The sequence below is a fragment of the Streptomyces sp. CB03234 genome (genome assembly GCF_001905885.1).
GTDB lineage: Bacteria > Actinomycetota > Actinomycetes > Streptomycetales > Streptomycetaceae > Streptomyces.
The window spans coordinates 157737-171552 of record NZ_LIYH01000001.1 but is presented as its reverse complement, the minus strand read 5'-3'; the positions used below and the strand labels follow the sequence as shown (position 1 = coordinate 171552).

At 68.8% G+C, this 13816-nt stretch carries 13 protein-coding genes; 4 read left to right on the top strand and 9 right to left on the bottom strand.

All coding sequences use genetic code 11. From position 1 onward, the window contains the following. Window positions 1–100: 100 nt before the first annotated feature. The 4 genes from AMK26_RS00785 to AMK26_RS00775 form a co-directional block, all read right to left on the bottom strand. Window positions 101–1816: a nuclease-related domain-containing DEAD/DEAH box helicase gene (locus tag AMK26_RS00785; protein ID WP_073750733.1), complete on the bottom strand. Its 1716-nt coding sequence runs from the start codon at window positions 1814–1816 to the stop codon at window positions 101–103. Next, complete coding sequence (locus tag AMK26_RS00780) at window positions 1816–3390, bottom strand: hypothetical protein (RefSeq protein WP_073750731.1); 1575 nt, start codon at window positions 3388–3390, stop codon at window positions 1816–1818. Before AMK26_RS00780 ends, AMK26_RS00785 begins: the two co-directional genes overlap by 1 nt. Next, window positions 3387–4262 carry a hypothetical protein gene (locus tag AMK26_RS36555; RefSeq protein ID WP_158071092.1) on the bottom strand — a complete coding sequence of 292 codons (876 nt, stop codon included), beginning with the start codon at window positions 4260–4262 and terminating at the stop codon, window positions 3387–3389. The genes AMK26_RS00780 and AMK26_RS36555 overlap by 4 nt, the downstream gene beginning before the upstream one ends. 454 nt (window positions 4263–4716) lie before the next feature. Further along, window positions 4717–5301, bottom strand: a complete 585-nt coding sequence (locus AMK26_RS00775; RefSeq protein WP_073750729.1) for a hypothetical protein — start codon at window positions 5299–5301, stop codon at window positions 4717–4719. Between the two features lie 187 nt (window positions 5302–5488). Here AMK26_RS00775 and AMK26_RS00770 point away from each other — a divergent pair, with 187 nt between their 5' ends. From AMK26_RS00770 to AMK26_RS00760, 3 genes are all read left to right on the top strand, one after another. After that, window positions 5489–5956 (top strand): hypothetical protein, encoded by a 468-nt coding sequence (locus tag AMK26_RS00770; RefSeq protein ID WP_073750727.1) that lies wholly within the window; start codon window positions 5489–5491, stop codon window positions 5954–5956. A gap of 13 nt (window positions 5957–5969) precedes the next feature. After that, window positions 5970–6212 (top strand): hypothetical protein, encoded by a 243-nt coding sequence (locus AMK26_RS00765; protein WP_143608414.1) that lies wholly within the window; start codon window positions 5970–5972, stop codon window positions 6210–6212. 66 nt (window positions 6213–6278) lie between these two features. Further along, complete coding sequence (locus AMK26_RS00760; protein WP_073750723.1) at window positions 6279–6581, top strand: hypothetical protein; 303 nt, start codon at window positions 6279–6281, stop codon at window positions 6579–6581. Window positions 6582–6690: 109 nt separating this feature from the next. Here AMK26_RS00760 and AMK26_RS00755 read toward each other — a convergent pair whose 3' ends face one another. The 5 genes from AMK26_RS00755 to AMK26_RS00735 form a co-directional block, all read right to left on the bottom strand. Continuing rightward, window positions 6691–7980, bottom strand: coding sequence for a DUF445 domain-containing protein (locus tag AMK26_RS00755; RefSeq protein WP_241837757.1), 1290 nt, complete (start codon window positions 7978–7980; stop codon window positions 6691–6693). Between the two features lie 91 nt (window positions 7981–8071). Further along, window positions 8072–8680 (bottom strand): DUF1707 SHOCT-like domain-containing protein, encoded by a 609-nt coding sequence (locus AMK26_RS00750; RefSeq protein ID WP_073750719.1) that lies wholly within the window; start codon window positions 8678–8680, stop codon window positions 8072–8074. Between the two features lie 25 nt (window positions 8681–8705). Further along, the gene (locus tag AMK26_RS00745; RefSeq protein ID WP_073750717.1) at window positions 8706–9671 is read right to left on the bottom strand and encodes an ABC transporter ATP-binding protein; all 966 of its coding nucleotides are present in this window, start codon (window positions 9669–9671) and stop codon (window positions 8706–8708) included. A gap of 8 nt (window positions 9672–9679) precedes the next feature. Then, window positions 9680–10444 (bottom strand): ABC transporter permease, encoded by a 765-nt coding sequence (locus tag AMK26_RS00740; RefSeq protein ID WP_241837802.1) that lies wholly within the window; start codon window positions 10442–10444, stop codon window positions 9680–9682. 40 nt (window positions 10445–10484) lie between these two features. Further along, on the bottom strand, window positions 10485–11285 hold the full coding sequence (locus AMK26_RS00735; protein ID WP_073750713.1) for an ABC transporter permease: 801 nt from the start codon (window positions 11283–11285) through the stop codon (window positions 10485–10487). Window positions 11286–11482: 197 nt separating this feature from the next. On the opposite strand from AMK26_RS00735, the gene AMK26_RS00730 reads away from it, so the two are divergent. Then, a complete protein-coding gene (locus tag AMK26_RS00730) occupies window positions 11483–13795 on the top strand; it encodes a transglycosylase domain-containing protein (protein WP_073750711.1) in 2313 nt (770 codons plus the stop codon). The last annotated feature ends 21 nt before the right edge of the window (window positions 13796–13816 follow it).

Genomic DNA, 13816 nt, shown 5'->3' with positions numbered 1-13816 from the left:
AGGGGCAGAGGATCCCCGGCAGGTGCCGGGCCCAGGAGTTCTTCTCTCAGAGCCTTAATGATCTGGTCGCGGCCAGCTGTCCGGTCGCTCTCGGGCACTGTCACTCTCCTAGCACCAGTCGCCGGAAATCAGGTCGCGCCGTATCCCGGGCAATGATGGTGAGATCGTCGCGAGCCCTTGAGGAGGCAACATAGAAGAGGGCTTCACTCCGTTCATCCTTTATCTCCTCGATGTCCGTCACGATGACCGCCCCAGCATCCAGGCCCTTGTAGGAGTGGACTGTTCCATATCCGATGGACCTTTGCCCTGCCTTGGTGAACGGCGTGAGCACTCGCGACCAGCGAGCGTCCGCGCACAGTTCTGCCGCACTTCCCGAGCCACGAGGCGACAGCACGACTATCTCGTCAGGGGCGAAGTCCGCACGAAGCCTGGCGAGGTGTTTGATCAACATCTGATCCTGCTCCGCAGGTGTCGTCCACCATTCCCGCATCGCTTCGCGCCCGTTCTCCGCACGTAGTGTGCCGCTGTAGCCAGGCTCCAGGCGTGAGGTCGCCTCAACGTACTGGGAAATGGAGGGGACGTTGCGGCAATTAGCGGTGAGCGTGAAGGAAGCAGCACTGCTTATGCGGGCCTGCAGCACCCCGATACCGGAAAAGCCGGAGTCGAAGATTGCCTGGTTACAGAAGTCACCAAAAAACAGCCATCTTCCGCTGCCGAGCCCACCCCGGACTGATGCGTCCAGGACATCGAGGAAGGCGTCCAGCATGACGTCCTGCGCCTCGTCAACGATCACAACGTCGAACGACTGCTGGGATCCTTCAAGCAAGGCGCCGAGGGCAAGATCCGGGAGCACCTCGGTGAAGAACGTGTCGTCACTACGTCGATGGGCATTGTGCGGCGCTAGTTTGCCCATGTAGCTGTGAAGTGTCCCCGCAGTGATGCGTCCATCACTCTGGGTCTCCTCTCGAAGCCACTGGCCGAGAAGGCTGTTGAAACAACAGAAAAGTACACGTGCACCACCAGCAGCGAGTCTCCGCGCAGCCTCGAGCGCGATGAAGGTCTTGCCGGTGCCGGCTGCCCCCTTGACGATGCAGCGGGGATTCTCAGCAATCATGTCCAGTAGCTGGAACTGCTGCTCGGTAAAGCGAGTAACTTCCGCGTCCCTACGGTGACGCCGGATTTTTGGAGGCTCGGCGAATTCGAAGGAAGGCCGCAGCGCTTCCTTCATTCGTGCGCATGTCGCGGCAGTTGGTTCCACAGAGGATGGGGAGAACCAGGACTGGGCACTTGGCGTCCCCGCGAGATGCTGACGATGGCGTCTCAAGACGCCCAGCATGAGGGACGATATCGGCTGCCGGTGGAATGCGACCGTATCAATGGACTGCCACGAGTGCCATTCGGTCGGGTTGGCCACCTGGAAGCGGGCATGGGTGAAACAGACAGCTGACGTAATGGGGATTGCTGGCAGTGCCGGACTGGTTTTTCTGAGCTGGCGGGCTATCGCGTGCTGGGCCTCGTCCGCCTGTCTGAACGGGCCTCGAATCTCCGGTTGATGCCTCCCGAACTGCCACTTGCCGTCCGCGAGGCGGCTGACCGACGTGTGTGACTTCACTTCCAGACAGACGATGCCTGAGCCTGGGACGAGAACCACGAAATCAGCCTCTCCCTGAATCTGCCTGGGGTGGGCAGCGATCCCCAGCGAGTGGAGGACGATCCAGCCTTCGGTATCGGGGTCATCACGGAGGCGCTCGAAGACCTCGCGTTCACCTGGGCTCGTGGTCTGCGGATCATAAGCGGGAGGAATCATGCGGGCCATCAGTAGTCCTCCGTTGTGCGATGACGGCACAGGGCGTGGAGCGGAACGTTCATGGTGCCGGGGAGGACGTCATCGATCCGGGCAATCAGTGTCGGACTGTCTGATCCGGTGGGGCTGGCTGTGCACCAGCCCGCAGAGGACAGCAGCTCCAAGCTGGCATCTGTCAGAGCGCGCTGGAGGTCGTCCGCATACCGCTGGCCCGCACTGCGGTGCGCGCTGTCGACGCGGCGCAGCTGCTCCCAGACCTGGTCCACGTCAGCGCCGGCAGCCAGGTATCTCAGGACGACGGCGAAGTCGTCCTTGCTTCGGGGGCGGATGCACCAGCTGCCCACCCAGTAGCCGACGTTGGCAGTGACGGCTCCCCGGCTGCGTAGCTCAGCAGCAACTCCCCGCAGTCCGCGCGGGTGCTCCTCGGTCCGCCGCCAGAGCATCTCCTTCCACTCAGCCTGCACTGCCCGCAGCCGGGCGGCGTCCGGGCCGAGGATCGCGTCGGCCCGGTCCATGAGGTCCTGATGATGAGACCGGTGACGCAGGGCCAAGTAATCACCCGGTCCCACCGTCGACGCAGAGACCTGTTCGACACGGATGCCGACGGGATCGTCCATCCGTAGCACCAGAATCCGGGCGGCCGGGTCCGTCGGCAAAAGGACGTGGGAGCCGTCAGCGAGTACGGCCGCATGGGCCTCAGCCTGATCGCGGACACTGCGACGTTGGTTGTCTGAAGAACACTGGGGAAACGACGCCCTGATCTCCTCGGCTGGCGTGCACTCTTCCGCGAAGAGCAGACTGTCCGAGCCTGCTTGTTGCTTGGAATCAACAGCCTCTTGACCAGGCGCTTGCGACAGACCCGACCGGAAGGGTTCTGACCTCTTGACGGCACGGGTGACCTGCGCACTGACAGCAGGATGAGGCAGCAGCGCTAGTACCTCTGGGGCCTCGCGGAATACGTCGTGGTGGACAAGCGCGAGATTCTTCGCCCGGGGGGCGTTGAGGAGGCCTGGGCGGATCCAGGTCGGGGAGCCGACGACTACAGCAGAGCTGTAGATTCTGCGCCCAGCCATCTCAGCATGAGTGCCCACGTGAACAGAGACGTTGTTCTCCGCCATGGATGTAGCGACCACACTCGTGAAGACGCGGTCCGCCAGGATGACGATGCTGTCGTGCGGCTCGTCCAGGGAGAGGAAGTCTCGCGCACAGTCACCGAGCGGATCTGCGTCTTCTTCGACAAAGCATTGGAGGCTCGCTGTCGCGTCCAGCAGGCCTTCGATGTGTCCAGAGACCGCAATGCCCTCCAGACGGGCCGCAGCAGTTGCCAGAGTGTGGGCGCTCTCGCCGAACCGGAGGACCGGATGGCCTGATGGAAGGGGCACCGTGCACGCCAGTCTCCGGCAGCGGCGCAGGACCGAGGCTGGCTTTCTCCATACTTCGGAATCCTGCGCTTCACCGAGCGCTCGGAGGAAGCGGGTCGCAGCCAGGACGAACACTCGCGCGGCGGCATGGTGGACCGGCTGGTCCCAGATTTCACATTCCAAGGCGCAGGAGTAGACCTGGTTGATCTCCTGGAGGGCCGTCATGCGGTTCCGCCTCTGCTCTGCCAGGCAAGCACTTCGATCCCCGCAGGGACCTGAGCCAGGTCCACGGGAAGCGGCAGATCCCGCAGACTTCGCGCCCGGTGGCGGTCGAGTGCGTCGGCCGCCGCTTCAGCTGAAGGTGCCGTGCGCTCGATGACCCCTACAGTGAGCGGTGCCAGTGCAGCACCGAGCCAGCGGGACACCGTAGCCGCACCATCTAGAACGGCGACCTTTGGCTTCCGGGAGCGCACCAGGCCCCGGTAGTCATCCGGGTCTTCCCGACTCGGCAGGAGCACGCTCCGGAACTGGCGAGCCGTGTCGTGCACCGTGCGGGGCCGGAGCAAGGAGCCGAGAGACACAGGTTGTTCCTTGTTGGTAGCAGCAACCAGAACCTCACACTCCTGCTGGACGGCAGAGCTGCTGCAGACGATGGCGCAGTGAAGAGAGCTGAACCCGTAGAAATCGACGGCCGGACCAGGCAGAAGCCCGGTCGTCCCCTCTGGGACGCTGATTTCCTCACGAACGCGGCTTTGGCCTACGAAGTCCTTCGGGTCATCTGGCCACTGAAGAACGTCGATGCGGTAGCGGTCGGCGGGGAACCAGCCACCACTGACGTTGAAGCCCTCGCGATTGTGCTTGCTGACAGCCTGGTTGAGGATGCCAACGAACGCTGTGCGGTTCTGCACCGGTACGAGCCGTACGGCGTGCCGCCCTGGCGCAAGCTTGGCGGCGTTGCTGAATTGAGAGCCCGCCGAGGAGGCGTTCAGCTGTGGGCGGAAGGTTGCATGCACAACTCCGCATCCGACGAGAACACTGGCGTATTCACGTGCGGGGGCTGAGAGCGCGATGACGCCATGCATCCCCTCCATGGCCATGTGCCCGGCCCACGCCCCGAGTTCAGAGAACCAGGCAGCCCAGTACGGGAGTCGCACTCGCAGGTTGTCTGTGCACAGCAGCGTCCTGCCTAATGGTGTGCGGCCCCCCGCCGATTCCACTTTGCACTCCTGTTCGTGGCGGCATGTGACGTCCGCGTTTGCACACGACCAGCGCCTGCGCTGCCCAGAAGCGTACAGCACAGGTAAAGCGTGCTGCAGGAGCTACGTGTGACTGACCGGAGCAAGGTGACGGCAAGCAGTCTTGCGCTTCCGGGCTTTGTCGTCATGGCTTCCGCTTCACTGGGAGGGCACCTCCTGGGGGCGGCCGGGCGACAAGGCGGGCCCAGGAGAACCAGCGGTCCACCGCCGCCTGAACGTCACCCATTGTCGCTAAGCCGGACGGGATTTAGCCGACCAGTGAGGGTGAGCGGTGGGCTCAGTGGCCGGTGGCGCCTCACAGAACCGTCAGGATGCCTGGTTCGCTGGTGAGTTGCGCGGCCTTGGCCTCGGCGACGAGTTCGCCTCGGCAGCAGAGAGCTCGCTCGGTGACTTCCGCGACCAGCGACGCCACCGCGTCATGGCCGTCGAGGTAGGGGATCGCGTCCATCACCGCTCGCGGCAGCGGAACACAGGCCAGCCCGTCGACCGCGACGCGGCGGGCGGGGCGGATGGTGGGGCGTACGCGGACGTAGGCGTGGCCGCGGGGGGCGGCGCGGTGGGTGACCAGGACGTCGACCTTGGGGGTCTCCGGTACGGATGTCACGCCGTACCGGGCGAGGGCGGCCGGGCCGGTGAGGAGGGCGTCGGGGCCGGCGTACAGGAGGGCTCCGCGGAGGCGCTGCCGTGGGGTCGGCGCGGTGGTCTGGAGTGCGATCACCCGGGGCAGGAGGCGGCGCCAGGGGCCGGGTGGGCGGCACAGCGCGGCGATCACGGAGGACGCGCAGCCCAGGTCCATGAGCTGGTGCACGGTGGCGACTCCGTCCTGGGCGACGACGAGCGGGTCGGCTGCGAGGTGGTGGGGCGGCGTGGGGGTCGGCATGCGCGGTTCGTGCCCTTACAGCGCGTGCAGCTATCCCCTGGACCTTGTGCCGTTACGTGATGGTGGCAGGAAGGCTCCTGCACCACACTTGGCGGTTACTTGTTGTCGTCGGATCGTCACGGTGCGATTGGGTGGGCGGGGTGCGGGGATCTTCGGCGCGTCACCGAACCGATGAACGGAGCCCCCGATGCGCCGAGTTGTCCAGTACGCCCAGGTCCTCTTCGCCGCCGCCGGTCTGGTCGCGACGGCCGCGAAGCCGGCGGCGGCAAGTGCGGTGGGGTACGCGAAGGTCGTCGGCTTCTGTCACGACTTCAGGGGGGCGGAGGTTTGTGCGCCGGTCACGACCCTCGGGCACTTCATCCAGGGCAAGGGCAAGAAGATCACCCGTCAGGAGGCCTCGGTCCAGGACGTGGCCGGCGGTGACACCGCGGGCGGTAAGTGGTGCAACTGGCGGATCGACTGGCGTTACTCGGACAACAACGGCCGGGTCTACAAGATCAGCAAGGGTCGCACCCACAACCGGTGCGACTGGCTCGGCTCCATCGGCCGTGTCGACAAGACCAAGCGCACGTTGAAGCAGTACGGCAAGGCATGCGCGGACTTCCACGTCGGAGGCAAGAAGCGCGCCTCCCAGTGTCACTACATCACCAAGTGAGTGGAGAGGTCCCATGGCTGAAGGGCCGATGAACTCGTCCCAGTCCCGCACTCTGCGCTGGATGCTCATCGTCTGTCTGAGCGGCGTCACCGCAGGGCTCGTCGTCCCCATCGGGCTGGGGCTGCTGCTGCCCGACGACGTGTACCGGGACCTTTCCGACCAGTCCCTGTTCTGGGTCGTGGCCGCCGTCGCCCTGGGGCTCTGCGTCCTCGTCGGCGTACGCACCCGTCGCAACCGCCCCCGCCCGCCGCGTTAGCCTCGAGCCAGGGCATGAGCGAGCGTCGTACGGATGTACGGCCGGACGGAAGGCAGGGCAGCAGGTATGGCGAGGGTTCCGGTGGCGGCGGTGGCGGCGGGTGGGCTCGTCGGGGGGTATGCCGTGGCGCGGTGGACGAAGAAGCGGCCGCTCGGTGGGGTGGCGTTGGCGGCGGCGGGGGCCGTGGCGGCGCGGGAGTGGAAGCGGCGCAGTGGGGGGAAGGCCGCGGCGGGGCTGACCGCGGCGTACGTCGCGGCGTTCGCCGGGTCGCATCCGCTGGCCAAGAAGGTGGGGGCGTGGCCGGCGGTGTTCTCGGTGGCCGGGGGCATGGCCGTGGCGTCGTGGGCGGTCAGCCGTAAGAGCGGTTGAACACCCGCACGGTGGCGTACGTATAAGACAGCACCTCCCCACAGTGGCTGGGCGGGTGACCGGTCGGGCAGGGGCCGGTCCCCCGCCCGGCGACGCCCGCCAGGGAGGTTCAGCCGCCCAGCGCGTGCGAGAGGGTGTAGATCAGCAGGCCCGCCAGCGCGCCGACCACCGTGCCGTTGATGCGGATGAACTGCAGGTCCCGGCCGATGTGGGCCTCGATCTTCTTCGACGTCTGGTCCGCGTCCCAGCTCGCGACCGTGTCGCTGATCAGCGAGGTGATCTCGGCGCGGTACGTCGTGACGACGTACACCGCCGCGTCCTCCACCCAGCCCTCGACCTTCGCCTGGAGGCGGCCGTCGGTGGCCAGCCGGGTGCCGAGCGAGATGAGGGAGGCCCGGGCACGCAGGCGGAGCTCGCTGCGCTCGTCCTCGGCCGCCGAGATGATCATGGCGCGTACGGAGGACCAGGCGGAGGCGATGATGTCCTGCACCTCCGGCCGGGCCACCAGCTCCGACTTGAGGCGCTCCACCCGGGCGCGGGTCTCCGTGTCGCCCTGGAGGTCGGCCGCGAAGTCGGTCAGGAACCGGTCGAGCGCGCCGCGCGCCGGGTGGGCGGGCATGTCGCGCATCTCGGTGACGAACCGCAGCAGCTCCTTGTAGACGCGCTCGCCGACCTTGCGGTCCACGAAGCGGGGCGTCCAGCCGGGGGCGCCGCCCTGGACCGCGTCCATGATCGAGTCGGCGTGCAGGATCAGCCAGTCGTGGGCGCGGGTGCAGACCAGGTCGACCGCCCCGTGGTGCGCCCCGTCGGCGACGATCTTCTCCAGGGTCTTGCCCACCCCGGGCGCGATCTCCGCCGCCTCCGCCCGCCGCGTGATCGCCTCGCCCACCACCGCCTGGACGTCGGCGTCCCGCAGCACGGTCAGCGCGCCGCGCAGCGCCGTCGACAGCTCGGCGGTCACGCGGTCGGCGTGCGCGGGTTCGGCGAGCCAGGCGCCGAGGCGGCCGCCGATGCTGAGGGCGTGGAGCCGGGCGCGTACGACGCCCTCGGAGAGGAAGTTCTCGCCGACGAAGGAGCCGAGCGAGGCGCCCAGCTGGTCCTTCTTGGTCGGGATGATCGCCGTGTGCGGGATCGGCAGCCCCATGGGGCGCCGGAACAGCGCCGTCACCGCGAACCAGTCCGCCAGCGCGCCCACCATGCCCGCCTCGGCGGCGGCCGCGACGTAGCCGGGCCAGCCGGTCACGCCGGCGTTCCGGGCCCAGGTGGCGAGGACGTAGATCAGGGCGACCAGGCCCAGCAGGGCGGTCGCCATGAGCTTCATCCGGCGCACGCCCCGGCGCTTCTCCTCGTCCGCTGCCGTGTACGAGAAGGCGACCAGCGGGGTCTTCGTATGGTTCATCCGGCTCCACCCGTCCGCGCGCATGCGTACCTATGTCCCTATCTCAGGTACTCCTCAGACGCACGGCGAGTTCCCCGCGAACCCAGGAAGGTCACTTCCGCAGCCGCTTACGGGCCGCCTTCCGCTCCTTGCGCTTGACGTCCACGCCGCCCATCAGCGCGAACCCGGTGATCCGCACGCGCGGCGACCCCGGTGTGCCCTCCCCCGCGCCCCGGTCGTCGAAGCCGCCCATGAAGCCGAAGCCGGTGACCTCGACGTGCAGCTCGGGCGGGACGACCACCTGGATGCCGCCCATGACGGCGAAGCAGCGGATGACGACCTCCCGGTCCTCGAAGTCCGCCTCCCGCAGGTCGATGTCGCCGCCGGCCTGGAGGACGGCCGCCGTGAAGGTGCGCGCGACGCTCCACTTGCCGCGCCGCCCGAAGCCGCCCCAGAAGGCGAAGGCACCCTTGGAGGTGGCCGGCTTGCCGATACGGGCGGGCCAGTCGGGGTCCCCGACGGCAGCCGGGGCCGTGGGCGACGGCAGGTCGCGTACGAGCGGGAGCAACTCGCCGTGCGTACGCGCCCTGTACGCCAGGTCGAGGCGCTCCTCGAACTCCGCCATGTCGAGGCGGCCCTCCGCGACCGCGTCCCGCAGCCGCTCCGCTATGCGCTCGCGGTCGGCGTCCGAGGCCCGCATCTCGGGCAGTTCGCTCGTCATACGAACAGCCTAATGCGGGGTACCGTCAGAGGTGCGTTGATCGTTCGGCGTACATCTTGGCGATCACCGTCTCGATGTCCGGCTCCCGCACCGACAGGTCCACCAGCGGGTACTCCGCCGCGATCCGCGCCACCAGCGGCGCCGCCGACCGGGCCGCCGGGAACGCCAGCCACTGCCGCGGCCCGTCCACCTTCACCACCCGGGCGCCGTCCGCGGCGATCGGCGGCAGCTCCCGCTCCAGGTCCACCACCAGCGTCCGCTCGCTCTCGCCCACCTCGTGCAGGCCGCCGAGCGGCCCGTCGTACATCAGCCGCCCGTGGTCGATGACCATCACGCGCTTGCACAGCTGCTCGATGTCGGTCAGGTCGTGCGTGGTGAGGAGCACCGTCGTGCCGCGCTCGGCGTTCAGGTCGCGGAGGAAGTCCCGCACCTTCGCCTTGGAGATGACGTCCAGGCCGATCGTCGGCTCGTCGAGGTAGAGGATCTCCGGGTCGTGCAGCAGCGCCGCCGCGATGTCGCCGCGCATGCGCTGGCCCAGCGACAGCTGACGGACCGGCACCTCCAGCAGCTCGGCCAGGTCGAGCAGCTCGACGCACCGCTCCAGGTTCTCGCGGAAGCGGACGTCAGGGATCCGGTACATGCGGTGGACCAGGCGGTACGAGTCGCGCAGCGGGAGGTCCCACCACAGCGTCGTACGCTGCCCGAACACCACCCCTATGCGCCGGGCCAGCCGGGTCCGCTCCCGCGACGGGTCGATGCCGGCGACCCGCAGCCGGCCGCCGCTGGGGGTGAGGATGCCCGTCAGCATCTTGATCGTGGTCGACTTGCCCGCGCCGTTCGGCCCGATGTAGCCGACCATCTCGCCGCGCGGCACGCGGAAGCTGATCCCGTCGACCGCCCTAACCTGGTGCCTCTCGCGCCGGAAGCGGCCCGCTTTGCGGCGTACGTCGAAGACCTTCTCGACGCCGTCGAGTTCGATGAAGCCCTCCATGTGCGTGCTCAACTCCCCGTGCTCCGGTACGAACGAATCCCCACCCGCCACGCCAGCCCCGCCGCCACCCAGAACACCACCGCGACCAGCGGCGACGCGAACACCGCCCACCCCGGCAGCCCCGCCGGCGCCTCCCGCCCCAGCACATGCAGCGCCGGGACCCAGTTCACGAACGCGAGCGGCACCACGTACACCACCCCGCGCACCAGATCCTGCGCGAAGATCACCGGCGGGTACTGGAGCAGGGTGTTCCCGCCGTAGGTGAACGCGTTGGCGACCTCCGAGCCGTCCTGTGCGAAGAACTGGAACGCCGCGCCCACCACCATCACCGCCGAGAAGATCGCCCACCCGCTCACCACCATCAGCGGCACCAGCGCCACCCTCAGCGGCGTCCAGGTCACCTCCAGCAGCACCAGCGACCAGACCAGCACGATCAGCCCCTGGATCACCCGCCCCAGGCGCCGCAGCGCGAACCGGTCCGCCGCCACCTGTGCCAGCACCGGCACCGGCCGTACCAGCAGCGTGTCCAGCGTGCCGTCCCGCACCCGCCGGCCCAGCCGCTGCACCTGCCCCAGCGCCAGGTCGGCCAGCCCGAAGGCGGTGCCGGTCGTGCCGTACAGGAAGGCCACCTCGGCGAAGGAGAAGCCGCCCAGGCCGTCGACCTGACTGAACATCAGCAGGATGACGACGAAGTCGAAACCGGTGGCCGTGAAGTTGGACAGCAGCGTCATCGCGAAGGAGAAGCGGTACGTCATCGTCGACCGCACCCACATCGCGGCGATCAGCCCGTACGCGCGCAGCCCCGCACCCACCTCAGCCACCCTGCACCACCACCCGCCGCGTCGCCGCCGCCTGGACCACCCGCCCCGCCGCCAGCAGCACCGCCGCCCAGCCGGCCTGGAAGGCATACGTCTCCATCAGCGCCCATCCGGTCCGCTTCTCCAGGAACACATCCGCCGGGACCTGGAGCAGGGACGCCCACGGCAGCAGCCGCGCCACCTCGCCCAGCGCGCCCGGGAAGACGGTCAGCGGCAGCAGCATCCCGGAGAAGAACATGCCCGACAGCCATGCCACCTGCACCACCCCCGCCCCGTCCATCAGCCAGAACGCGCTCAGCGCCACCAGGAACCAGACCGAGAAGCTCACCAGCACGCCCAGCGCCACCGACACCAGGAAAGCGAGCCAGGTCAGCGGGTGTTCGGGCAGCGCGAGATCGAAGGCGAGCGCCCCGATCGCCATCGGCACCACCCCGCGCCCCAGCAGCTGGAACCCGGACCGGCCGAGGGCGACGGACAGCCACCACAACTGGAGGTCGGCCGGGCGGTAGAGGTCGACGGCGATGTCGCCGGTCCTGATGCGCTCCATCAGCTCGTCCTCGAACCCGCTGCCCATCAGCCCGCACGTGGCCAGCAGCGCCTGTCCGATCCACACATAGGCGAGCGCCTCGGCCATGTCGTAGCCACCGAGGTTCGGGCGCTCCTCCCACAGCGCTATGTAGGTGTACGCCAGGATGAAACCGAAGACGGTGTTGGTGAACACCCCGGCGGCGGTCGCCACCCGGTACGTCGCATAGCGCCGGAACCCACCCGCCGCCACGGCCGCGTACAGCCGCATACCCGCGCTCCTCCCTCCGGCACCCGGTGCCCGGCGCCGCCCAGTGCCCGGCAGGCACCAAAGCCGAGGAGCCTAGCCCTTCCCGTCCCACGCCCGCCACCGGTTTACGGCTGCCGTTGCCGGGGTTGAGCGGGTGCGCCGTGCACTATGAGAGGAATACACAAACAGGACATACGCTACGAAAAAGGCCGGAGACCATGAGCGACGAGCCACCGCAGCCAGGCTGGGAGCCCCGCGACCCGACCGTCGAAGGGCCAACACCCAAGACCCCGGTCACCCCAGCCCGCCCCACCGAGCGGAAGAGGCGCACCGGCTGGCGGCGCCTGCTCCCGACCTGGCGCATGGTCCTCGGCGCGTTCCTCTTCACCGCCCTGCTCCTCATCGGCGGCTTCTTCGCCGGCTACCACCTCGTCGACATCCCGCCCGCCAACGCCGCCGCCACGGCCCAGTCCAACGTGTACCTGTACCGCGACGGCACGCCACTCGCCCAGAAGGGTGACGTCAACCGCGAGAACGTACGGCTCTCCCAGGTCCCCCTCCCCGTCCGGCACGCCGTCCTCGCCGCCGAGGACCGCGACTTCTACTCCCAGCCGGGCGTCGACCCGGAGGCGATGCTCCGCGCCGCCTGGAACACCCTCACCGGCAAGGGCACCCAGGGCGGCTCCACCATCACCCAGCAGTACGTCAAGAACTACTACCTCGGCCAGGAACGGACCCTCGTACGGAAGGTGAAGGAGTTCTTCATCTCCATCAGACTCGACCGGGAGAAATCCAAGGACGCCATCTTCGAGGGCTACCTCAACACCAGCTTCTACGGCCGCAACGCCTACGGAATCCAGGCCGCCGCCCGCGCCTACTACGGCAAGGACGCCCAGGACCTGACGACGGCCCAAGGCGCCTACCTCGCCGTGCTCCTCAACGCCCCCAGCGCCTACGACGTCGACGGCCGCCCCGAGATGCGCACCAAGGCGATCGGGCGCTGGAACTACGTACTGGACGCCATGGTCAAGGAGAAGTGGCTCAGCCCCGCCGCCCGCGCCGCCACCACCTTCCCCGACCCGGAGGAGGCCACCGCCACCACCGGCCTGTCCGGCCAGCGCGGCTACATCGTCCAGGCCGTCGAGGACTACCTCACCGACCACGACGTCATCGACAAGAAGACCCTCGCCCAGGGCGGCTTCCGCATCACCACCACCCTGGAGCAGCACAAGCAGGAGTCCCTCGTCCAGGCCGTCGACGACCAGGTCATGTCGCAGCTGAACGACGCCAACCAGACGGACCGTTACGTACGGGTCGGCGGCGTGTCCATCGACCCGGCCACCGGCAAGGTGGTCGCCATGTACGGCGGCGTCGACTACACCCGCCAGTTCGTCAACAACGCGACCCGCCGCGACTACCAGGTCGGCTCCACCTTCAAGCCGTTCGTGTTCGCCGCCGCCGTCGACAACGCCGCCGTCACCCAGGACGGGGAGCGCATCACGCCCAACACCCGCTACGACGGCACCAACAAGCGCCGGGTGCAGGGCTGGGGCGGCCACCCGTACGCCCCCGCCAACGAGGACGACGTGGACTACGGCCCCATCACCGTCCGTACCGCCACCGACAAGTCCGTCAACGCCGTCTACGCACAGCTCGCCGTGGACGTCGGCCCGGCCAAGGTGGAACAGACCGCCATCGACCTGGGCCTGCCCGCCGACACCCCCGACCTCAACCCCTCCCCCTCCATCGCGCTCGGCCCCGCCACCGCGAGCGTGCTCGACATGGCGCAGGCGTACGCGACGCTCGCCAACCACGGCAAGCACGCCACGTACGCGCTGGTGGAGAAGGTCGAGAAGGACGGCACCGAGCTTCCCCTGCCCTCATCGCAGACCAAGCAGGTGATCAGCCGGGAGGCCGCCGACACGACGACGGCCATGCTCCGCAGCGTCATCGAGGGCGGCACCGGCACCGCCGCGCAGGCCGCCGGGCGCCCCGCCGCCGGCAAGACCGGGACGGCGGAGCACGACAAGGCGGCCTGGTTCGCCGGCTACACCCCGGACCTCGCGACCGTCATCACGGTGATGGGCCAGGACCCGGACACCGGAGCGCAGAAACCCCTGTACGGGGCGCTGGGGCTGGAGCGCATGAACGGGGGCGGCGCACCGGCGTCGATCTGGGGCGAGTACACGCGGGCGGCGCTGGCGGGCAGCACGGCGCGGGACTTCGACCTGGTGCTGGCCGAGGGCGCGGAGGAGGAGTTGGAGGAACCGGACCCCTCGGGTTCGTGGGACCCCGAGGACCCGGGCGGCTGGGAGGAGGCGGGCACGGGAGCGGGCCGTGGCCGGGAGGGGTACGACGGGTACGACGGGTACGACGGGTACCGGGCCCCTGGCCGCGGGCCCGGCAGGGCGCAAGGAACCGGCGGGCCCACCTCCGGTACGCAGGCCCCCGCCCGGACCGGCACGCCCCCGGGCACGGCCGCCACCCCGCCCCCGACACCGGCACCGGCCCCCGCGGCCCCGGGCCGGTAGGCCCGCGAGGGCCGGGGGGCG

Bases quoted from the DNA above. Each gene is read 5' to 3' on its own strand.
- AMK26_RS00745 (WP_073750717.1), bottom strand. From the start codon at position 9,671: ATGGAGGGCTTCATCGAACTCGACGGCGTCGAGAAGGTCTTCGACGTA.
- AMK26_RS00755 (WP_241837757.1), bottom strand. From the start codon at position 7,980: ATGAACCATACGAAGACCCCGCTGGTCGCCTTCTCGTACACGGCAGCG.
- AMK26_RS00735 (WP_073750713.1), bottom strand. From the start codon at position 11,285: ATGCGGCTGTACGCGGCCGTGGCGGCGGGTGGGTTCCGGCGCTATGCG.
- AMK26_RS00730 (WP_073750711.1), top strand. From the start codon at position 11,483: ATGAGCGACGAGCCACCGCAGCCAGGCTGGGAGCCCCGCGACCCGACC.
- AMK26_RS00770 (WP_073750727.1), top strand. From the start codon at position 5,489: ATGCGCCGAGTTGTCCAGTACGCCCAGGTCCTCTTCGCCGCCGCCGGT.
- AMK26_RS36555 (WP_158071092.1), bottom strand. From the start codon at position 4,262: ATGGCCATGGAGGGGATGCATGGCGTCATCGCGCTCTCAGCCCCCGCA.
- AMK26_RS00760 (WP_073750723.1), top strand. From the start codon at position 6,279: ATGGCGAGGGTTCCGGTGGCGGCGGTGGCGGCGGGTGGGCTCGTCGGG.
- AMK26_RS00740 (WP_241837802.1), bottom strand. From the start codon at position 10,444: ATGTGGGTGCGGTCGACGATGACGTACCGCTTCTCCTTCGCGATGACG.
- AMK26_RS00750 (WP_073750719.1), bottom strand. From the start codon at position 8,680: ATGACGAGCGAACTGCCCGAGATGCGGGCCTCGGACGCCGACCGCGAG.
- AMK26_RS00775 (WP_073750729.1), bottom strand. From the start codon at position 5,301: ATGCCGACCCCCACGCCGCCCCACCACCTCGCAGCCGACCCGCTCGTC.
- AMK26_RS00785 (WP_073750733.1), bottom strand. From the start codon at position 1,816: ATGGCCCGCATGATTCCTCCCGCTTATGATCCGCAGACCACGAGCCCA.
- AMK26_RS00765 (WP_143608414.1), top strand. From the start codon at position 5,970: ATGGCTGAAGGGCCGATGAACTCGTCCCAGTCCCGCACTCTGCGCTGG.
- AMK26_RS00780 (WP_073750731.1), bottom strand. From the start codon at position 3,390: ATGACGGCCCTCCAGGAGATCAACCAGGTCTACTCCTGCGCCTTGGAA.